The organism is Hymenobacter jejuensis, from assembly GCF_006337165.1.
GTDB classification, from domain to species: Bacteria; Bacteroidota; Bacteroidia; order Cytophagales; family Hymenobacteraceae; genus Hymenobacter; species Hymenobacter jejuensis.
In genome coordinates, this window is record NZ_CP040896.1 from 540,746 (window position 1) to 561,661 (window position 20,916).

At 58.4% G+C, this 20,916-nt stretch carries 16 protein-coding genes; 13 read left to right on the top strand and 3 right to left on the bottom strand.

Going from position 1 to position 20,916, the window contains the following annotated elements; translation table 11 throughout:
• Window positions 1-59: 59 nt before the first annotated feature.
• Entirely contained in the window at window positions 60-686 is a 627-nt protein-coding gene (locus tag FHG12_RS01985; RefSeq protein WP_139514021.1) for a TetR/AcrR family transcriptional regulator, read from the bottom strand.
• 544 nt (window positions 687-1,230) lie between these two features.
• Between FHG12_RS01985 and FHG12_RS01990 the strand changes: the two genes are divergently transcribed.
• Window positions 1,231-2,193 carry a VOC family protein gene (locus tag FHG12_RS01990; protein ID WP_139514022.1) on the top strand — a complete coding sequence of 321 codons (963 nt, stop codon included), beginning with the start codon at window positions 1,231-1,233 and terminating at the stop codon, window positions 2,191-2,193.
• Window positions 2,194-2,380: 187 nt separating this feature from the next.
• Window positions 2,381-3,397 carry an LLM class flavin-dependent oxidoreductase gene (locus FHG12_RS01995; RefSeq protein ID WP_139514023.1) on the top strand — a complete coding sequence of 339 codons (1,017 nt, stop codon included), beginning with the start codon at window positions 2,381-2,383 and terminating at the stop codon, window positions 3,395-3,397.
• A 102-nt stretch (window positions 3,398-3,499) separates the two neighbouring features.
• Here FHG12_RS01995 and FHG12_RS02000 read toward each other — a convergent pair whose 3' ends face one another.
• Window positions 3,500-3,979 (bottom strand): hypothetical protein, encoded by a 480-nt coding sequence (locus FHG12_RS02000; protein WP_139514024.1) that lies wholly within the window; start codon window positions 3,977-3,979, stop codon window positions 3,500-3,502.
• Window positions 3,980-4,124: 145 nt separating this feature from the next.
• Here FHG12_RS02000 and FHG12_RS02005 point away from each other — a divergent pair, with 145 nt between their 5' ends.
• The 7 genes from FHG12_RS02005 to FHG12_RS02035 all read left to right on the top strand — a co-directional run bounded on the left by FHG12_RS02005 (window position 4,125) and on the right by FHG12_RS02035 (window position 16,755).
• A complete protein-coding gene (locus FHG12_RS02005; RefSeq protein ID WP_139514025.1) occupies window positions 4,125-6,914 on the top strand; it encodes a substrate-binding domain-containing protein in 2,790 nt (929 codons plus the stop codon).
• Between the two features lie 363 nt (window positions 6,915-7,277).
• Window positions 7,278-10,451 (top strand): SusC/RagA family TonB-linked outer membrane protein, encoded by a 3,174-nt coding sequence (locus tag FHG12_RS02010; protein ID WP_230471257.1) that lies wholly within the window; start codon window positions 7,278-7,280, stop codon window positions 10,449-10,451.
• A 22-nt stretch (window positions 10,452-10,473) separates the two neighbouring features.
• Window positions 10,474-12,189, top strand: coding sequence for a RagB/SusD family nutrient uptake outer membrane protein (locus FHG12_RS02015; protein ID WP_139514026.1), 1,716 nt, complete (start codon window positions 10,474-10,476; stop codon window positions 12,187-12,189).
• 122 nt (window positions 12,190-12,311) lie between these two features.
• Window positions 12,312-13,634, top strand: a complete 1,323-nt coding sequence (locus tag FHG12_RS02020) for a sugar porter family MFS transporter (protein WP_174805785.1) — start codon at window positions 12,312-12,314, stop codon at window positions 13,632-13,634.
• Between the two features lie 64 nt (window positions 13,635-13,698).
• Entirely contained in the window at window positions 13,699-14,592 is an 894-nt protein-coding gene (locus FHG12_RS02025) for a carbohydrate kinase family protein (RefSeq protein WP_139514027.1), read from the top strand.
• 34 nt (window positions 14,593-14,626) lie between these two features.
• Window positions 14,627-16,156 (top strand): glycoside hydrolase family 32 protein, encoded by a 1,530-nt coding sequence (locus tag FHG12_RS02030; RefSeq protein WP_139514028.1) that lies wholly within the window; start codon window positions 14,627-14,629, stop codon window positions 16,154-16,156.
• Window positions 16,157-16,443: 287 nt separating this feature from the next.
• A complete protein-coding gene (locus tag FHG12_RS02035) occupies window positions 16,444-16,755 on the top strand; it encodes a circadian clock KaiB family protein (protein ID WP_139514029.1) in 312 nt (103 codons plus the stop codon).
• Between the two features lie 36 nt (window positions 16,756-16,791).
• Here the strand turns inward: FHG12_RS02035 and FHG12_RS02040 are convergent, their stop codons facing one another.
• Window positions 16,792-17,352 (bottom strand): hypothetical protein, encoded by a 561-nt coding sequence (locus FHG12_RS02040; protein ID WP_139514030.1) that lies wholly within the window; start codon window positions 17,350-17,352, stop codon window positions 16,792-16,794.
• Window positions 17,353-17,622: 270 nt separating this feature from the next.
• Between FHG12_RS02040 and FHG12_RS02045 the strand changes: the two genes are divergently transcribed.
• The 4 genes from FHG12_RS02045 to FHG12_RS02060 are packed head-to-tail and all read left to right on the top strand — an operon-like array spanning window position 17,623 to window position 20,915.
• On the top strand, window positions 17,623-18,387 hold the full coding sequence (locus FHG12_RS02045; RefSeq protein WP_139514031.1) for an SDR family NAD(P)-dependent oxidoreductase: 765 nt from the start codon (window positions 17,623-17,625) through the stop codon (window positions 18,385-18,387).
• Window positions 18,388-18,440: 53 nt separating this feature from the next.
• A complete protein-coding gene (locus tag FHG12_RS02050; RefSeq protein WP_139514032.1) occupies window positions 18,441-19,298 on the top strand; it encodes a fumarylacetoacetate hydrolase family protein in 858 nt (285 codons plus the stop codon).
• Window positions 19,285-20,115, top strand: coding sequence for an amidohydrolase family protein (locus FHG12_RS02055; RefSeq protein WP_139514033.1), 831 nt, complete (start codon window positions 19,285-19,287; stop codon window positions 20,113-20,115). Before FHG12_RS02050 ends, FHG12_RS02055 begins: the two co-directional genes overlap by 14 nt.
• An 11-nt stretch (window positions 20,116-20,126) precedes the next feature.
• The gene (locus FHG12_RS02060; protein ID WP_139514034.1) at window positions 20,127-20,915 is read left to right on the top strand and encodes an SDR family oxidoreductase; all 789 of its coding nucleotides are present in this window, start codon (window positions 20,127-20,129) and stop codon (window positions 20,913-20,915) included.
• Window position 20,916: the final 1 nt, after the last annotated feature.

The window sequence follows — 20,916 nt, forward strand, 5'->3', positions numbered from 1 at the left end:
AGAGCAGGCAACGGTTGAAATTCTATTTTAAAAACTTGTTTAAGAGCCGTCCAAAAAAACTAACTACTCTTCAGCATTGCGTCGAACCATTGCGGCAGCAAGTGCTTGCGTTCCTGCATCATAGCGGCAAACATGGCGTCGTTTTGCTCGCCCACAATTTGAAGCATGGGGCGCGCGATAAACGGAAACACGGCCATTCCGAGCAGGCTGATGATGAGCTGAAAGGGGTTGGTGTGGCTGTGGTTGTCGCCCAACGTTTCCCGTAGCTGTTCAGCAAACCGCGATTGCATCACTACTTTTTTAGCGCCTAGCGTACCGACCAGCTTTTCCGGATTGGTGCGTAACTCACTGAATATGAAGAGTGGTAGCTCGGGCTGGGCCAGTAGCAAATCGACGTAGAAGGCAGCGATGCGCTCAACTTTTTCCCGCAGCGACGTGGCTTCGTCGAGCATAATTTGCCGCAGCTCGCCGGCAAACTGCTGCACTTTTTCCAGCATCACTAGGTCAAAAAGCTTTTCCTTGCTGCGGAAGTAATAGTTGAGCAAGGCAATGTTGATCCCGGCCTCCTCAGCGATGTCGCGCACGCGGGTGGCGGCGTAGCCTTTTTGCATAAACACCTTGCGCGCCGCCTCTTTGATGCGCTCTTCGGTGCTGGTATCGAGGGCAGCTTCGGCAACTTTTTTCATAAAGTCAGAGAGGAGTTTGCAAGACAGAATAAAGATACATGGGCGCGAGCCTTCATGGCTAATACTTTAACTGTTTATTTTAAACATCTGTTTAAAATATTTTTACAAATCCGATAATCACTTATTCATCAAATGATTATAGTTGAACAGCATTGCTTCAACTTCCCATTAACAGCTGGACACAAATCCAAAGTGGCTGGGTAAAGGTGTTAGCGAACCCGATGCCCCCTCTAACCCGCGCATCTACATCCTGTTTCAAACCGAAACGGTTTACGGAGCTCAACGGCCATCCGTGTGGGTAGCGACTTTCCGCTACGACACATTCTGCAAGGCCGTATCCTTTTTGGCCTTAATTTATAAATACCACATAATCAATTGTTTACGAAACATCGTTTTTTAGATCTTCCACAGTCGTTAGGTATTTCTAATCCAACCCTTTGCTGGCAGCACTTACTTAGCCGACAACCGTACATGAACTAGCTGAGCCTGAGCAAGTAGCGGCGCTGGTCGTGTGCGTACCTGCTTTGTAATTCCCATTTTACATATGCCTGCCATGAACATCACGCCGCTTCCCTATGCTGCCCTGGCGCCCGACCAAATCGGGATTCGCCCGCCCGACGGCCGCCTGCCTGCCGACATCCGCATCGGCACCGTTGCGCTGCAAATAGCGGATCTGGCGCGCTCCCTGGCTTTTTACGAAGATGTATTGGGCTTTCAGGTGCTGCGTCGGAGCGAGGGAACGCCGGCCGCGGGAGCCGTGGCTGAGCTGGGGGCGGCCGGCAGTGAGCAGGCGCTGCTGGTTTTGCACGAGCAACTAGGCGTGCGGCCGGTGCCGCGGCGGGGCCTGCTGGGCCTGTATCATTTTGCTATTCTGCTGCCCTCCCGCGCCGACTTAGGCCGCTTTCTTCGGCACGTCCACGTGCTGGGGGTACGCATAGGCTCCTCAGATCATCTTTACAGCGAAGCCACCTATCTAACTGACCCTGATGGCATTACGGTGGAAGTATACCGCGACCGTCCGCGCAGCGAGTGGCAGGTAAGTGAGCAGGGCGAAATCCAATCGGCGCTCGATCCCTTGGACTTACCCGCTGTGCTACAGGCGGCCGGCGACACCCGCTGGCAGGGCCTGCCGGCGGGCACTACCATCGGCCACATGCATTTTTACACCGGCAGCCTTGCGCAGGCCGCCGCCTTTTACCACGCTGCCCTAGGGCTGGACAAGGTGACGTGGAGCTTGCCCGGCGCCTTGTTTGTGTCGGCTGGGGGCTATCATCACCATGTGGGCCTAAACGTGTGGGCAGCAGGTTCGCCGGCAGCTACCGCGCAGGATGCCCGCCTGCTTTCCTGGGAGCTGTGGCTGCCCGACGCCGCCAGTCGGGATGCCGCGGCGGCCCGTCTGCAGCAGGCTGGCTTTCCCACGGAACCGGCGCCAGAAGGCATAGCCGCCACCGATCCGTGGGGCAATCGGCTTCTGCTGCGCACCGATGGTGAGAGGGCTCGTCATTAACTAGTTTTTGCTTCATTGTATTCACAAAATACTCACTATGAATTATTTATAAAAGAACATGCATTCTTGAGTAAATAAGAGGAAGTTGATTTCTGACCACCCGCTTCTGAAGCCGCGGCCTTTTGCCCTACCTTGAAGCACAACATTGCCGCCTCAACTCGCAGGGCGCCTAGCCAGAATATCCAAGATGGAAATCGGAATAGACAGTTTCGCCGCGGCACCGCCCGACACCGGCGTTGCCCTTAGCGGCGCGCAGGCCATGGAGCAGCTCCTGGCCCGTATTGAGCGGGCCGACCAAGTCGGGCTCGATGTATTTGGTATTGGCGAGCACCACCGCCCCGAATACCTTGATTCGGCTCCGACCGTCATTCTGGCCGCCGCGGCGGCCCGCACCAAGCGCATTCGGCTCACCAGCGCGGTTACGGTGCTCAGCGCCGCCGATCCGGTGCGGGTATTTCAGCAGTTTGCCACCCTAGACCTCATTTCCCAGGGCCGCGCCGAAATGGTGGTGGGCCGGGCTTCGTCGGTGGAAGCTTTTCCGCTTTTCGGGCTTGACATGGCTGATTACGACGCGCTCTTTGCCGAAAAGCTGGAGCTGCTGCTGACCATTCGCGCCAATGAGCACGTGCACTGGCAGGGCAAGTTCCGGCCCGCCCTGACCGGCCAAGGCATCTATCCTCGCCCGGTGCAGCAACCCTTGCCCATCTGGATTGGGGTGGGCGGCACGCCCCAGTCGTTTGTGCGAGCCGGGGCGCTGGGCTTGCCTCTGATGGTGGCGGTGATAGGCGGCGAAACCCACCGCTTCCGGCCCCTGGTGGATCTGTACCGCGAAGCCGGCCGCCGGGCGGGCTTTGCACCCGAGCAGCTGCCGGTGGGTTTGCACTCGCTCGGCTACGTGGCCGAAACGTCGGAGCAAGCCCGCACCGAGTTTTTCCCAGGGTATGCCCGCACCTTTTCGGCCCGAGCCCGAGAGCGGGGCGGGTTGCCAGTGACGCGGGCGCAGTTTGACGCGCAAGCCGGACCAACGGGCGCGCTGTTGGTCGGCAGCCCTGAGGAAGTGGCCGCCAAAATCCAACGCCACAGTGAGGCACTGGGCGGCATTGCCCGCGTCACCTTTCAACAGGACGTAGCAGCGCTGCCTCACGAGCAGGTACTGCGCTCCATCGAACTGATCGGCACGCGCGTTGCGCCCTTGCTGCGATAAACTCTAAGTAAATCGAACGCAAAACATCTTTTCATAATTAATTTATTATCAAGCAATTATGAAAAGACCTGGATCAACCATTCACACTATTGTAAGCCTACCTTATTCTGATTCGGTAGCTTGCAACAGTTCTACATTGCCGCGCAGATCCATCAGGAAGCACTGTACTTGCAGTACGTAACCGCTGGTCTGGCTCCAGTCCCGGATTTTGGCGGCCAACTGCTGAGCGTATTGGTTGTGCAGGCAGCGCTCGTTGTCGTGGTGCTGGTGGGAATCGTCGAAAGTGCCCTCGTCGCCCAGAAACACTTGGTAGGCCCCACAGTTGCGGTGTTCCAGAATGTATACGTCGCGCACGCCGTGGAGCTGGCAAGCCACGGCGAGGTGCTCGAAAAAAGCCGTGTTCCAGTGTTCATTCATGGCCGAGCCCAGTGCCGCGCCGGCCAAAATAAACTGATCGTAGCGGTTGGTAAGGTTGTCGTGTTCCATGAAGCGCACGATGTCGTCGAGCAGGCGCAAATCCATGCAGCTCAGGAGCAGGACGTTGCCGCGGGCGGCCGGGTATTCGGGGTAATTTTGGCGCATAGCACTTGCAAAAAAAGCACAAATTCGTCTACGGCGGGTGCATATGCCCCGGCCGAAGCTCAGCGGAATAAATATTGAGCGGCTTGCTTACCTTTCGTGAGTCACCACATCGCTTTCGGCTTTGCGCGTTCACTTAGGTCTTCTTATGAAATCTCTCATTGCTTCAGGCCGGAAATTCGCTATCCTGAAGCCGTGTATCTATTTGATTATCTTATGGATAGCTGGTAGCTGCACCACGTCACCGACGCCGCGCACCTACCGCATTGGCTTTTCGCAGTGCACCAACGGCGACGCCTGGCGGCAGGCCATGCTGGCGGGCATGAAAAAGGAGCTGAGCTTTTATCCGCAGGTCAGCTTTCGGATGAAAGACGCCCACGACAACAGCAAGCTCCAGCAGCAGCACATCCGCGAGTTTCTGCACGAAGGCATTGATTTACTGATTGTTTCGGCCAACGAAGCCGAGCCCATCACGCCCATCGTGGAAGAAGTGTTCAACCGGGGCATCCCGGTCGTGATTCTCGACCGCCGAACTACTTCCAAGCTCTACACAGCGTACGTGGGCGGCAACAATCTGGAAGTGGGCCACACGGCCGGCAGCTACGCCAGCAGCCTGTTGCGCCAACACGGCAACGTGCTGGAAGTGCTGGGCGCGGCGGGTGCCTCGCCGGCCGTCGATCGGCACAAGGGGTTTGTGCAGGGCATTGCCGGTTATCCCGGCGTCCGGCTCACAGCGCAGGTGCAGGGCGACTGGAAGCGTCCCTCGGTGATGCGGGCGCTGCCGGCCGTGCTGCGGGCCCACCCCGAAGTAGACCTGATTTTTGCCCACAACGACCGCATGGCGCTGGGCGCTTACCAGGTGTGCAAACAGCTGGGATTGGATCGCCGCATTCGGGTGATCGGCGTCGATGGCTTGGCCGGGCCGCAGGGCGGCATCCAGTTTGTGCAGGATAAAATATTGACTGCCACGCTATTGTACCCGCCGGGAGGTGAAGAGGCGATTCGCACGGCCATGCGGATTCTGCGCAAGCAGCCGTTCGAGAAAGAGAACATTCTCAGCACGATGGTCATCGACTCGACCAACGTGCTGACCATGAAGCTGCAGACCGAAAAGCTGGCCAGTCAGCAGCAGGACATTCAGCGGCAGCAACAACTGCTGCGGGCGCAATTGGCCACGTACACCAGCCAGCAAACGATTTTGTACGTGCTGGCCGCTGCGTTGCTGGGCGCGATGGTGCTGGGCGTGATTGTGTGGCGGGCATTTGGCGTAAACCGCCGCATCACACGCCAGCTGGAGGGACAGAACCAAGAGATTCTTTCGCAACGCAATCAGATTCAGGCCTTTGCCGAACGGGCCCGCGTCGAAACCGAAGCCAAGCTGCGCTTCTTCACCAACTTCTCGCACGAGTTGCGCACGCCGCTCACCCTCATTATGGGGCCGGTGGAAGAATTGCTCACCAACGGCGCCGACCTCACCGCCGGGCAGCGCCACGATCTGTCGCTGGTGCGCCGCAACACGCAGCGCCTGTTGCAGCTGGTCAATCAGCTGATGGATTTCCGCAAGATTGACGTGGGCAAAATGCCTGTGCGCGCTACCGAGGGCAACCTAGTGGCGTTTGTGCGCGAGATCATGGACGTGTTTGAGAAGCCGGCCCGGCAGCGCGGCATCAGCCTGCGGTTTCTGCCCGCCGAGCCCAGCATCCGGCTGTGGTTTGACGTCAATATTCTGGACAAGGTGTTGTTCAACCTGTTGTCTAATGCCTTGAAATTCACGCCGGAACGCGGGCAAATAACGGTCAGCATTCAGCTGGTGCCGGCCGAGCGCAGCGTGCGCATCAGCGTGGAAGACACCGGCTGCGGCATCAGCGAGCAGGATCGCGCCCACATCTTCGAGTGGTTTTACCAGGGCAACCAGGACGTAGCAAAGGGCTCCGGCATGGGGCTGGCGTTGGCCATGGGCTTGATGAAGCTGCACCTAGGCACTTTGGATTTTGCCAGCGAACCAGGGCGAGGCAGCACGTTCACCGTGACGCTGCCCTTGGAGTTGCCTGCTGCGCTGCGCAGCACAGCTACTTCGCTGCCGTCTCCGGCGTTCATGCTGACGGAGGAAATCGCACCGGCCCAGATACCGGACGACGCGCCTGCGGTGGTGAGCACCGGCAAGGACAGCGAAGCCCTAGTGCTGGTAATTGAGGATAACGAGGAAGTAAACGCCTTTCTGGCTCAGAAACTCCGCGCGCATTTTCAGGTCAAGACGGCTACCGACGGCGCCGAGGGTCTGCGAATGGCAGCCGAAACCATCCCGGATTTGATCGTGTGCGACGTGATGCTGCCCGGCCTCAGCGGCTTGGAAGTCGTGGCGCAGCTCAAAGGCGACTGGCGCACCTCGCACATTCCGGTGGTGCTGCTCACGGCCCGCAACGCTGCCGAGCAGCAGGTGGAAGGCGTGCAGGCCGGCGCCGATCTTTACCTGACTAAGCCTTTCAACCCAACGTTTCTGTTGGAAAATCTGCGGACGCTGCTCAGCAACCGCGAGCGCCAACGCGAGCATTTCCGGCGCGCGATTTCCGTGGACACGGCCACCGTCGCACCGCAGCGCGTGGACCAGAAATTCCTGGCCGACCTCACCGCGATTGTCGAGGCGAACCTATCCAACTCCGAGCTGAGCGTCGAGGATGTGGCGCGCAGCCTCGGCATTTCGCGGGTGCAGCTCTACCGCAAAGTGAAGGCCGTGCTGGGCACCGGCGTTACCGATTTTATCCAAGGCATCCGCCTGACCAAAGCCCGCCAGCAACTCCTCGATACCGAGCTGGCCATTGCCGAAGTTGCCTACCGGCTGGGCTTTTCTTCGCCCTCTTATTTCTCGGCCAGCTTCAAGGCCAAGTACCACATCTCGCCTTCCGAGTTCCGGGCCCTGCACACGACGCCGAGCGTGTGAATCAATTTCTAAAGTGAGGTATCATTTGTAATAGCCGCACTAGCACGGCTTTGCTGCGTTTGTATATAACTGCTTGATTGTCAAGTGATTATATAAAAGTGTAAGTCTGTACGAATTGTTATAGCATTTGGGATAATCGAGCTAGCCCCCCGCCCCTCTTTCAGCCGACATTTGAGTCATGAATCTGCGGGGCTTCTCCTTTCCAGCGCTGACATCTGCTTCTCGTGCCGCATTGCTGCGCTGACACCGGAAACGTTTCCGAGTGCCCGTCTGCGGCCTGAGGTCAGCCCAAATACTGGCTCCGGTGGCTCCGCCCGATTCGCTTTCGGCTCCTATTCTTCCAACTTCTTTTCCTACATCCCCATGCGAAAAAGTGTACTCTTGGCGCGCCGACTACTGTTGCCGACGCTGCTGGCCACCGTACCAATGGTAGCGGGTGCGCGGCCTACTCCCGAGGCTGAAACTGCTGTTACGGGACCTCATGTTGCAAACGATTTCTGGGCTCCTATTCAGGTAACCGGCCAGGTCAACGACGAGAAGGGCGAAGGCATGCCCGGCGTGACGGTGGTGGTAAAAGGCACGACCAACGGGGCCTCCACCGACGGCACCGGCAAGTTTGTGCTGACCATGGACGAAAACGCCACGCTGGTGGTCTCGTCGGTGGGCTACCTGACACAGGAAGTGGCCGTGGCCGGCCGCACCAGCCTGACGATTGCGCTGGCCCCCGACCGCAAAGCCCTCGAAGAAGTAGTCGTGACCGGCTACCAAACCCAGCGCAAAGCCGACCTGACCGGGGCCGTGGCCGTGGTCAAGACCGAGGAAATCCGCGACATGGCTTCTAACGACGTCACGCGCAACCTGCAAGGCCGGGTACCGGGCGTCAACATCACCACCGACGGCGGGCCGGGCAGCGCGGCCACGGTGCGCATCCGCGGCATCGGTACGCTGGGCAACAACGACCCGCTGTATGTCATCGACGGCATCCCGACGAAGGAAGGCATCAACCAGATCAACCAGAACGACATCGAGTCGATTCAGGTACTGAAAGATGCTTCGGCGGCCAGTATTTACGGCTCGCGAGCCGGCAACGGCGTCATCATCATCACGACCAAGAAGGCCAAGAAAGGCGCCACGCGCGTCGACTTTTCGACCTTTTTCAGCGTGCAACAGCCGGGTCCGCACATCAAGATGCTCAACACCCAGGACTACGGCCGGGTGTACGGGCAGGCAGCCATCAACGACGGCAAAGTGCCCAGCCTGCCTTACTACAACTTCCAGACGCACCTCGACGCCAGCGGCAAGCCGGTGCTGGACGGCGTAACCATTCCGGAGTTTATCGATGCCGACAAAACCATGCGGGCCGCCAACACCGACTGGTTTAAGGAAACCCAGCAAAACGCTCTGATTCAGTCGTATAACCTGAACGTGAGCAGCGGCGGCGAGCGCGGCGGCGCCCTTTTTTCGCTGAACTACTACGACAACACCGGCACGCTGAAATACACGGGCTTCAACCGCTACACGGCGCGCCTCAACTCCGATTATAACTTCCTGAACGGCAAGCTGAAGATCGGGGAAAACCTGACCCTCGTGAAGTCGCAGCAGGCACAATTCGACCTGAACCTGGTGCGCGACCGCACCACGCAGCTGCCGTCCATTGTGCCCGTGCACACCATTGATGGCGTGGGCTGGGGCGGCCCGGTTGCCGGCATGAGCGACCGCGACAACCCCTTGCGCCTGCTGAAAGACAACAAGCAAAACCGCTCGAACACGGGCCGGGCATTCGGCAACCTGTTTGCCGACGCCGAAATCCTGAAGGGCCTGCACCTGCGCACCAGCTTCGGCATCGACTACAGCCTGTACAAGTTCCGCCAGATCTACAAAACCTATAAGGCGGGCTATCTGTCGGAGGCCAATAACCGGGTAACCGACAACGAGCGCTTCTACGGTAACTGGGTGTGGCAGAACACGTTGAACTACGACATGACGCTGGCCGGTAAGCACCAGCTAGGCTTTGTGGTCGGCACGGAGCGCATCAGCTACTACGACGAGAGCACCTACGCCTCGCGCACCAACTTTGCCAGCGAAGACCCCAGCTACACCTACCTCGACGCGGGCTCGGCCAACAAAGACAATGGTGGCTCGGGCACGGCGTACCGCTTGGCCTCGTACTTCGGCAAGTTCAACTACGCCTTCGCCGACAAGTACTTAGCTTCGGTAACGGTGCGCCGTGACGGCTCCTCGCGCTTTGGCGAAGACAAGCGGTTTGGCGTATTTCCGGCCGTGTCGGCGGGCTGGCGCCTGAGCGAAGAGAACTTCCTGAAAGACAACGCCGCGTTCCTTTCCGACTTGAAGCTGCGCGCCGGCTGGGGCCAGACCGGCAACCAGGACATTGCCAACTTCGCTTCGCGCGGCCTTTATCAAGCCTTGCTGGGCACCCTGGATCCTAACTTCGATTACGACCACGGCACGGCCTACGACATCTACGGCAACGATACCAACCTGCCCTCGGGCTATCGTCGCGTGCAGCGCGCCAACCCCGGCCTGAAGTGGGAAACCACCACGCAAACCAACTACGGCATCGACTTCGGCTTCCTCAACAACAAGGTGAGCGGTTCGGTCGATTACTTCATCAAGAACAGCAAGGACATCTTGGTAAACCTGCCTTACCTGGCTGTAGTGGGCGAAGGCGGCGATAAGTTTGTAAACGGGGCTTCGATTCAGAACAAAGGCTGGGAATTTCTGCTCGGCTACCAGAACAAGCTCGCTAACAGCCTGACTTACAACATTACCGGCAACCTCTCGACCTACCGCAACAAGCTCACCTTCCTGCCCGCCGAAGTAATCAACGCCTACGGCGGCAACGGCCAGGACGTAACGCGCCTGGGCCACTCCATCAATGCGGTGTATGGCTACGTGGCGGACGGCTTGTATCAGAATGCGTCTGAAGTAAGTTCTGGTCCTACGCAAGTAGGGGCCGCGCCCGGCCGCATCCGTTACAAAGACCTGAACGGCGACGGCAAAGTCGACAACTTCGACCAGACCTGGATCACGGAAGGCGTGCCGGACTTCAACTACGGCCTCAACCTGGGCGTGGGCTACAAGGGCTTCGACGTACAGGCGTTCTTCCAGGGTGTGCAGGGCATCTATGCCTACAACAACGCCAAATTCCGGACGGATTTCTCGTCCATCGCTTCTGGCGAAAACTGGGGCCAGCGCCTGCTGGGTGCCTGGACGCCAACCAATACCGGCTCGACCATTCCGGCGGCTACCCTGATCAACAACAACAACGAAGCGCGCGCTTCGACCTACTTCATCGAGAACGCTTCCTACCTGAAGCTTCGCAACCTCCAGGTGGGGTATTCGCTGCCAGAAGGTGTGGTGGGCAAGCTCCATTTGCAAGGAGTGCGCGTGTACGTGCAGAGCCAGAACCTGTTCACGATCAAGAGCAAGAACTACACCGGCCCCGACCCGGAAGTAACCAATTACCAGTACCCGATTCCGCGCGTTTTCACGACCGGCCTCAACGTTTCCTTCTAGCCACTCGCCAACGCTCCATCTTATGAAAAACCTGAAAACCAGCGTGTTGGCTCTTTCGCTGCTCACGCTTTCCTTCGGCTGCTCCGATAACAAATTCCTCAACGTACAGCCCACCGGCGCCCTCAGCGACGACCAGCTGAATACGCCCGCCAACATCGAGAAGCAGGTCATTGCGGCGTACTCGCAGCTCGGCAACGACGTGTACCGCGCGCCCTACACCTCTATGTGGCCCTACGGCAACGTCCGCGGCGGCGATGCTTACAAGGGCGGCAACGGCACGGCCGACGTTGACGCGTTTCACTTCTACGAAACCTTCTCCTTCAACCGCGTCGACATTGGCAACACCGACGAGCTGTGGTTTTTGCTTTACATCGGCGTGTCGCGCACCAACGATGCCCTGCGCCGCCTCAATGCCGTGGACATGCCCAACAAGGCCGTTCGCCAAGGCGAGATGCGCTTTCTGCGCGGGCACTTCTACTTTTTGCTGAAAGAGCTGTTTGGCCGGGTCCCCTACATCGACGAAACCATCCCGACGGAGCAGTACCCAGAAGTATCGAACGTGGCTCTGACCAACGATCAGCTTTGGGCCAAAATCGCCGATGACTTCCGCTTTGCCGTGGCTAACCTGCCGGAAACTCAGCCCGAAATCGGGCGGGCCAACAAGTCGGCGGCGCAGGCTTACCTAGCCAAAACCCTTCTGTATCAGGCGTATGTACAAAGCGACAACCACGCCGTTACGTCCATCGACCAGACCAAACTGCAGGAAGTGCTGTCGCTGACCAACCAGGTAATTGCGACCGGCAAGTACTCGCTGAATCCCGATTATGCCACCAACTTCCTCACGGCCGGCGACAACAGCCCGGAGTCAGTGTTTGCCATCCAGTTTTCGCGCAACGACGGCACGCCCAAAGGCCGCACCGACCGCGGCAACTGCCTGAACTACCCCATGAACCCTGATTACGGCTGCTGCGGCTTCCACCAGCCCAGTCAGAACCTGGTCAACGCCTTCAAAACCGACGCCCAAGGACTGCCACTGTTCACAACGTTCAACAATGCCGACCTAAAGCAACCGTCTGACTTTCAGACCAATACCGTTGACCCGCGCATCGACCATACGGTAGGCATTCCGACGCACCCGTACAAGTATGATCCTGCGTTGGTGTTCGACGACAACTCTTGGCTGCGCGACAAGAATACCTACGGCGTGTTCATGTCGATGAAGGAAAACGTGCTGCCCTCCGACCCCAGCTTCCAGAAAACGCCGCCGTTTATGAGTTCGTCGAAAAACTGGACCATCATCCGCTTCGCCGACGTGCTGTTGTGGAAAGCGGAAGCCCTCATCGAGCTAAACCGCGCCACCGAGGCCTTGCCCATCATCAACCAGATCCGGCAGCGCGCCCAAAACAGCACGGCTCGTTTGAAAACCAGCAGCGGCCAGCCCATTTCCAACTACAAAATCGGCCTGTACAGCGCCGGACAGTGGAACCAGCAGTATGCCCGCGAGGCCCTGCGCTTCGAGCGGCGCCTGGAGTTTGCCCTGGAAGGCTACCGCTTCTTTGACCTTGTGCGCTGGGGCATCGCCGGCGACTACCTGAACGCGTATTTCGAGAAGGAAAAGGTAAAGCGCCTGCACCTGAAAGACGCCCACTTCACAATCGGCCGCGACGAATACCTCCCCATTCCGCTGAACCAGATCAATTTCAGCAAAGGCTTATACAAGCAGAATCCCGGCTGGTAACGATCTCGTACTGAATAAATTACCTAGCTTCCTTTTCTTCTCGAAATCGGAGCTAGGTAATGCGGTTCCGGCTCCGGAGAGCAGTCCAAAAACGCGGGCCTCATTCCTACTTTCTTATTCTGATGAAAAATCGCAACGTCTTTTTCTGGTCTATCGTCGTCGCGCTGGGCGGCTTCCTGTTCGGGTTCGACACGGCCGTGATTTCCGGTGCCGAAAAGGCCATTCAGCAGGTGTGGCACCTCAACGCGTTTGAGCACGGCTTCACCATCGCCATCGCCCTGATCGGCACGGTGTTCGGCGCCATTTTCGGCGGCATTCCTTCCGACAAGCTCGGCCGCCGCAAGACGCTGATCTGGATTGCCGTGCTCTACTTTGTGTCGGCGCTGGGCGCGGCGCTCACCCCGCTGTGGGTGCCGTTCATGATGTTCCGTTTTCTGGGCGGGCTGGGCGTAGGGGCGTCATCGGTGACGGCACCGCTCTACATCTCCGAGATTTCGCCGCCCAAATCGCGCGGACGGATGGTGGCCTTGTTTCAGTTTAACATCGTGTTCGGCATCCTGACCGCTTACCTCTCCAACTACCTGCTGGCCGGCATCGGCGACCAAGATTGGCGCTGGATGTTGGGCATTCAGGCGGTGCCGGCTACTGCGTTTCTGCTGTTGCTGTTCCGCGTGCCCGAAAGCCCGCGCTGGCTGCTGGGGCAAGGGCGCGTCGAGGAAGGCCGCCAAGTCCTGCGCCTGATCGACCCCGAAACCGCCGAGCAAGACGTAACCTCCATCCTGACGACCAACGCCGCCGACGAATCCCTGAGCGTTTCGCTGTTTGCGCGAGCCTACCGCGAGCCGGTGATGCTGGCGATGCTGTTTGCTTTTTTCAACCAAGTATCGGGCATCAACGCCATCATCTACTACGCCCCGCGCATCTTCGAAATGACGGGGTTGGGCAAAGGCTCGGCGCTGTTGTCGTCGGCGGGCATTGGGTTGGTAAACTTCGCGTTTACACTGCTGGCCATGAATTTCATCGATCGCTTTGGGCGCCGCAAGCTCATGCTCATCGGCTCGGTGGGCCTGATCGTGACGCTGGGTTTGGTGGCGCGCGCCTTCTACACCGAGCAGTTTGGCGGCGTGCTGGTGCCGGTGCTGCTGTTTGTGTACATCGCTTTTTTCGCTTTTTCGCAGGGCGCAGTTATCTGGGTGTTCATCTCCGAGATTTTTCCGAACACCGTGCGGGCCAAAGGCCAGGCGCTGGGCAGCTCGACGCACTGGGTGATGGCGGCGCTCATCGCCTTCACATTCCCGTATTTTGCTGAGCACCTGGGCGGTGGGCATACGTTCGCGTTTTTCTGCGGCATGATGGTGTTGCAACTGCTGTTTGTGTGGCGCTTCATGCCCGAAACCAAAGGCACCAGCCTGGAGCAACTCGAAAAGACTTTGGTGATACACTAAAAATCAACCAGAACGTCATGCTTCGGCTGCGCTCGGCATGACGTTCTTTTAAGCCTTATATCCGATGCCTAACAACACTATTGTCTGTTTCGGTGAAACGCTCTGGGACGTGCTACCCTCGGGCAAGCAGCCGGGTGGAGCGCCCTTCAACGTGGCCGTGCACCTGCACCAGCTCGGCCAGCCGGTGGAGCTCATCAGCCGCGTCGGCGACGACGATTTGGGCACCGAGCTACTTGCTTTTCTGGAAGAGCGCGGCGTATCGACCACCTACGTGCAGCGCGGCCACACTCACCTGACCGGCGTGGTGAAGGCCAACGTGGGCGACCGTAACGAAGTGGTTTACAAGATTGTGCAGCCCGTTGCCTGGGACTACATTCAGTACGAAGACCGCCTGCGCGACTTGGTTGCCGACGCCGACATGTTTGTGTTCGGCAGCCTAGCGGCCCGCACACCGGCCACCCGCGAAACCCTGTACCGGCTGCTGCAAAATGCCCGTTTCAAGGTGTTCGACGTGAACATGCGCCCGCCCCACTACACCCGCGAAGTGGTGAGCTACCTGCTGGAACACGCCGATCTGGTGAAGATGAACCACCACGAACTGGCCGAGATTATGGGCTGGTTTGGCAAAGACGCCGACGAAGAAACGGCCCTGGCGTGGCTGGCCGAGCGCTTCGGGCTGCAAGGCGTGTGCGTGACCAAAGGCGCCGACGGCGCCATTATGTGGAAGGGCGGCAAGCTCTACCGCAGCGAAGGCATCTCGGTGCAAGTGCAGGACACCATCGGCAGTGGCGATGCTTTTCTGGCCGCCCTGCTCACCTGCTGGCAAGCCGGCAAAGACCCAGAAGAATGTCTGCGCCGCGCTTGTGCAACTGGCTCATTAGTAGCTACTTATCAAGGAGCCACTCCTTTAATTACTGAAAGCCAAATTGCCGAATTCATGGCAGCTCATACTGTATAGCTCCTTATCTCTCCCGCTACAAATTCCTTTCCATATGAAAAAAGCGCTTCTCCTGGCCCTGCCCTTTCTCGGCCTGGCTCGGCTGGGTACTGCCCAAACTACGCCCGCAACCACACCTGCTCCTACTCCGCAATACCGGCCGGCTTATCATTTTAGCCCCGCTGCGCACTGGATGAACGACCCCAACGGCATGGTGTATTACCAAGGCACCTACCACCTGTTTTTCCAATATTACCCCGAAGCCATGGTGTGGGGCCCGATGCATTGGGGCCACGCCACCAGCCCCGATATGGTAACCTGGAAAGAGCAGCCTATTGCGCTTTACCCTGATAGTCTGGGCTATATCTTCTCCGGCAGCGCCGTGGTCGATGCCAACAACACCTCGGGCTTCGGCAAAAACGGGCAAGTGCCGCTGGTGGCCATTTTTACCCACCACAACCCCAAGGAGGAGAAAAAAGGCACTAACAAGCACCAAAACCAGAGCCTGGCTTACAGCCTTGATGCCGGCAAAACCTGGACGAAGTACGACAAGAATCCCGTATTGAAAAACCCTGGTATTCAGGACTTTCGCGACCCCAAAGTAATATGGTACGAGGCGGGCAAAAAGTGGGTGATGACGCTGGCCACCAAAGACCGCATCACGTTCTACTCGTCGCCTAACCTGAAGGACTGGAGCAAGGAAAGCGAATTCGGGCAAAAACTCGGTGCCCACGGCGGCGTCTGGGAATGCCCGGACCTGTTCCCGCTGACGCTGAACGGCAAAACTCATTGGGTGCTGATTGTGAACCTGAACCCCGGCGGCCCCAACGGCGGCTCCGGCACGCAGTATTTTGTGGGCAACTTCGATGGCAAAACCTTCACGCCTGCCTCAACCGACACGAAATGGGCCGATTACGGCCCCGACGACTACGCCGGCGTGACGTGGTCGAACACCGGCAACCGCCGTCTTTTCCTGGGCTGGATGAGCAACTGGGAATACGCCAACCAAGTGCCCACCTCGCCTTGGCGCAACGCCACCACGGCCCCGCGTGAGTTGGCGCTGCAACAGGTAGGCTCGCAGATGTACTTGACCTCGCAGCCGGTGAAAGAACTGGCCAAAATCGCCCAGCCGGGCACCACACTCAAGAACATTACGGTGCCGAAGCAGTACGACCTCTCGGCCAAAGTCAAAAACGCGGGCGACAAGTTTCAGCTCAAGCTCAGCGCGGCCCAACTGGCAACGTATTCGCTGGTGCTTTCCAACAGCAAGGGCGAAGAGTTGGTAATCGGCTACGACAAAAAAGCCAATCAGTACTACATCGACCGCACCAAGGCGGGTCAATCGGGTTTCAGCAGCAAGTTTGCCGGACGGCACACGGCCCCGCGGCTGGCTACCACGCCTCAAACAAACCTAACGCTGCTTTTCGACGCCAGCTCAGTAGAGCTTTTCGCCGATCAGGGCCTGACGGTTATGAGCGAGCTTTTCTTTCCCACGCAAATACTTGATAAAATGACACTTAGGTCAGAAGGTAATTTTGCCGTGCGCGAGCTAAGTTACGCTAACCTGGCCGCCGAGGTGAAGTAGCGCGGAAAACAACTAGCGCCGTTTCCAAGTCTGGAGATGGAGTGTAGAGACTCGAAGTGTTGCGTTTCTACACCGCGAAGACCGCTCCTTGCGCTTTCTGCCCAACGCCACTTGGTACCTGATGATGCATTCTCAGGTAGCGAGTGGCGTTGGGCTTTTGTTGTGGCTACCATAGGCAAAGCCTTGTCGTGCAACCCGGCAATGGGTTGTATGTACAGAAAAATCCGCCTGAGGCTAGCCGGTCGTTGCGCAGGCGCGTATAACTTCCCTCAATCCTATTTTTGCCTATGGCCGAAGCTGCCACGCCCCTCGAAGAGGATCTGTCGTTTGTACCTGAGTACGACCTGCAACTGTACATTGCCGGCTCGTCGCCGACATCTATGCGGGCCCTCGACAACCTTCGGGCTATTTGTGCGCAGTATTTGTCGGGCCGCCACCAGCTGGCCGTCGTGGACCTGCATCAGCACCCCGAACGCGCCAGCGAGGACGAAGTTCTTGGCGTGCCGATGCTGCTCAAGAAACGCCCCGGCCTGGTCCGTCGGCTGGTCGGTGACCTCTCCAACCGCGATCGCGTGCTCAAAGCCTTGGGCTTGCTGTAAAGCTGGCCAAACCGCCGGAGCAGGGATTTCGCTACGCTAGAAATTGGGATTGTGGATCACGCCCACCGTCGTGTCGAATTCCACGGCCTGCCCACTCGGGATGACGTGGTGCAGGTAGATGCCCCGCACTTTCACTGTTCGCAACTTGCCTTGGCTATTGGTATACTGAAAATCCCGCTTCAGCTCATGGCCGTTGTCGTGGGGCGTTTTCAGCAGGTTTTTTAGGTACTTCTTGAAATTGGTGTCGTCTTGGGTTGAGAAGCGGATGAAAAATTCCGGTTGCCCATCCGGCACCCCTGGCCCATCCTGCACAAAAGCCACTTGGGCGTTGTGCCAGCGGGCGGTGGTAGCTTTTTCGAGCGTCGAGCCGGCCGGTTCATAGGTCGGGGTTTCGCCCGTTGCCGACGAATAAAGTGTCACCATGTCCTCCCAGTTCTTCTTGGGAATGAGCACTATCGTATCCGCCGCCGCCGCGCTGAGGGTGGCTTGCGCCGGGGGCGTCTGGGCCTGAATCGAATTGCTGGCCGTCAGCAGGCCCAACCCAATAACGTACAGCAGGGCGCCACCTGCTGTAAGCACGCCAAGCGTTTTTGTCATTTTCATAGAAGCAGGAAGGGCTGCGCAAGACATGAGTGCACCTCGATATGATAAATGTAACAAAAAATATAATTTTAAAAAGCAGGGCTTGAATTTACTGCCGAGTTGCTTTTCAACAACCCATGGTCAGCTTTCGCCCCGAAAAGCGTCGTGGAAGCTGACCGAAATACTGTGCTGTTTTGTGCGCGGTTTGTGCTTTCTTGGGGCATCAATGTTGCCATCAAAAATTTCAGCCTCAGGAAGATACAGCTGGTTGCAGCCCAATAGCCTATGTTTGATTTAACAGGGAAACAGGCCGTCGTGACGGGTGGCGGAAGCGGCATCGGCAAAGCCATTTCGGTGCTTTTTGCGCGGCAGGGCGCCGAAGTGCACATCCTCGAACTCAACCTGGAAGCCGGGCAGCACACGGCCGAAGAAATACGCCACGCCGGCGGCCAAGCCCACGTGCATGCTGCCGACGTTAGCCAGCAGGCGCAGGTGGTAGCCGTTTTTCAGCAGATCGGCCGCGTCGATATTTTGGTCAACAACGCCGGCATCGCGCACATCGGCAACGTGGAAAACACCACCGAAACCGACTTTGAGCGCGTGTTTCAGGTAAATGTGAAGGGCGCTTACAACTGCCTGTTTGCCGCCGTGCCGCAGATGAAAGCGCAAGGCGGTGGCGTCATCGTAAACATGGCGTCCATTGCCGCGCAAGTTGGCCTCACCGACCGATTTGCGTATTCCACGAGCAAAGGGGCCATTTTTGCCATGACGCTCTCGGTGGCCCGCGACTACCTAGCCGCTGGCATTCGCTGCAACAGCATCTCGCCGGCCCGCGTGCACACGCCCTTCGTCGACGGGTTTATTGCCCAAAACTACGCCGGTCACGAAGACGAAATCTTCGCCAAACTCTCACGCAGTCAGCCTATTGGCCGCATGGGCCAGCCCGACGAAATTGCTGCCTTAGCGCTTTACCTCTGCTCCGACGAAGCCAGTTTCGTCACCGGCTGCGACTACCCGATTGATGGCGGATTTATAAAGTTAAATAGTTGACTATCAAATACTTATAAAAATAAGTAATACCCTCCCCAAAGCCCTTTCCGCACATGAAACTCATCCGCTACGGCCAGCCCGGCCACGAGAAGCCCGGCATAATTCTCCACGACCAGCCCTACGACGTCTCCGCTTTCGGGCAGGACTACCACGAAGAATTCTTTGCCACCGATGGCCTGCGGCGCTTGGCGGAATTTGTGCAAGCCCATGAAAATCAGCTCCTACCGATTGCGGCCGGCGAGCGCCTTGGCCCGCCCGTGGCGCGTCCGTCGAAGCTGCTGTGCATTGGCCTAAACTACGCCGACCACGCCCGCGAAACCGGCGCCACGCCCCCACCCGAGCCGGTGCTGTTTATGAAAGCCACCACCTCGTACGTCGGGCCCAACGACGACATCATCATCCCGAAAAACTCCACCAAAACCGATTGGGAAGTGGAGCTGGCTGTGGTCATTGGAAAGCGAGCATCGTACGTAGAAGAAACTGAAGCTGAGCAATATATCGCAGGGTATGTACTGCACAATGATGTATCGGAGCGCGAGTTTCAGCTGGAGCGCAGCGGCACCTGGGACAAGGGCAAAGGCTGCGACACCTTCGCGCCGGTGGGCCCGTTTATGGCCACACCCGATGAGATCGGCGACGTGAATAACCTGCGGCTGTGGCTGTCGGTGAACGGGCAGATGGTACAGGACGGCACCACGGCCAATCTTATTTTCAAAATCCCGTTTCTGATCAGCTACCTCAGCCAGTTTATGACCTTGCTGCCCGGCGACATCATCTCGACCGGCACCCCGGCGGGCGTTGGGCTGGGCATGAAGCCGCCCGTGTACCTCAAGCCCGGCGACGTGGTGGAATTGGGCATCGACGGCCTCGGCACCTCGCGCCAAGTGCTGAAAGCGTATGCTAAAAATTGACGCTCACCAGCATTTCTGGCAGTTTGACGCCGCCCGCGACACCTGGATAACGGCCGACATGGCGCCCATCCGACGCGATTTTCTGCCCACCGAGCTGCAACCGATTTTGCAGCAGCATGGCTTCGACGGGTGCGTTGCGGTGCAGGCTAGCCAGTCGGAGCAGGAAACGGCTTGGCTGCTAGAGCTGGCTGACGCCCACGATTTTATCAAGGGCGTTGTGGGCTGGGTTGATTTGCAGGCTGACACCATTGAAACGCAACTAGCTCATTACAAACAGTTTACACCGCTAAAGGGCTTCCGACACGTACTGCAAAGCGAAGCCGATCGGGCGCTGATGCTGCGGCCGGAATTTCGGCGCGGCATCGCGGCGCTGGCTCGGCACGGCTTCACCTACGACCTCTTAATTTTGCCCGACCAACTAGGCTACGCGGCCGAACTGGCGCAGGTCTTTCCGGCGCAGCCGTTTGTGCTCGATCACTTGGCCAAACCACACATCAAAGCCGGCGAAACTGAGCCCTGGCGGCGTGATCTGAAATCCTTGGCGGCGCACGAAAACGTGCAATGCAAAATCTCCGGCCTGGTCACGGAGGCCGACTGGCACCGCTGGCAACCGGCCGATTTTCGGCCGTACCTGGACGCGGCTTTCGAGGCGTTCGGTGCCCGGCGGCTGCTGTTTGGCTCCGACTGGCCGGTATGCAACGTGGCCGGTGGCTACGACCAAGTGCAGGCGCTCGCAGCCGATTATCTGGCTGCTTTTTCAGATGAGGAACAGGCGCAATTCTGGGGCGGCAACGCGGCCGCTTTCTACCGTTTATAACCCATCCCACCATGGATTTACAGCTTCAGGACAAGGTCATTCTCGTTACGGGCGGGGCGCAAGGCATTGGCGAAGGCATTGCGCACGTGCTGGCGGGCGAAAAGGCCATCCCGGTTATCGTGGGGCGCAGCGAGGCCGACAACCGCGCCACCGTAGCTGCCCTTGAGGCCGCCGGCGGCCGGGCCGGACAGGTAGTAGCCGAGCTGACCGAGCCCGACGAATGCGCCAAAGCCGTGCGCGACGTGGTGGCCCAATTTGGCCGCCTTGACGGGCTGGTAAACAACGCAGGCGTGAACGACGGCGTTGGCCTGGAAAACGGTGATTATCAGAAATTTATGCTTAGCCTGCATCGCAACGTGGTACATTACTACCTGATGGCTCACCACGCGCTGCCCGAGCTGAAGAAATCGAAGGGGGCGATCGTCAACATCACGTCCAAAACGGCCGAAACCGGGCAAGGCAATACTTCCGCCTATGCGGCGGCCAACGGCGGGCGCAACGCTCTCACGCGCGAGTGGGCCGTGGAGTTGCTCAAATACGGCATCCGGGTGAACGCCGTGGCGGTGGCCGAATGCTGGACGCCCGCCTATCAAACTTGGCTTCAGACCCTGCCCAATCCTGAAGCCAAGCTGCGCGAAATCACCAGCCGAATCCCGTTGGGAAATCGCATGACTACGGCCGAGGAAATTGCCAACACCACGGCCTTCCTGCTTTCCGGCCGCAGCAGCCACACCACCGGCCAGATCATCTACGTCGATGGCGGCTATGTACACCTCGATCGGGCATTGGCCAACGCTTAAC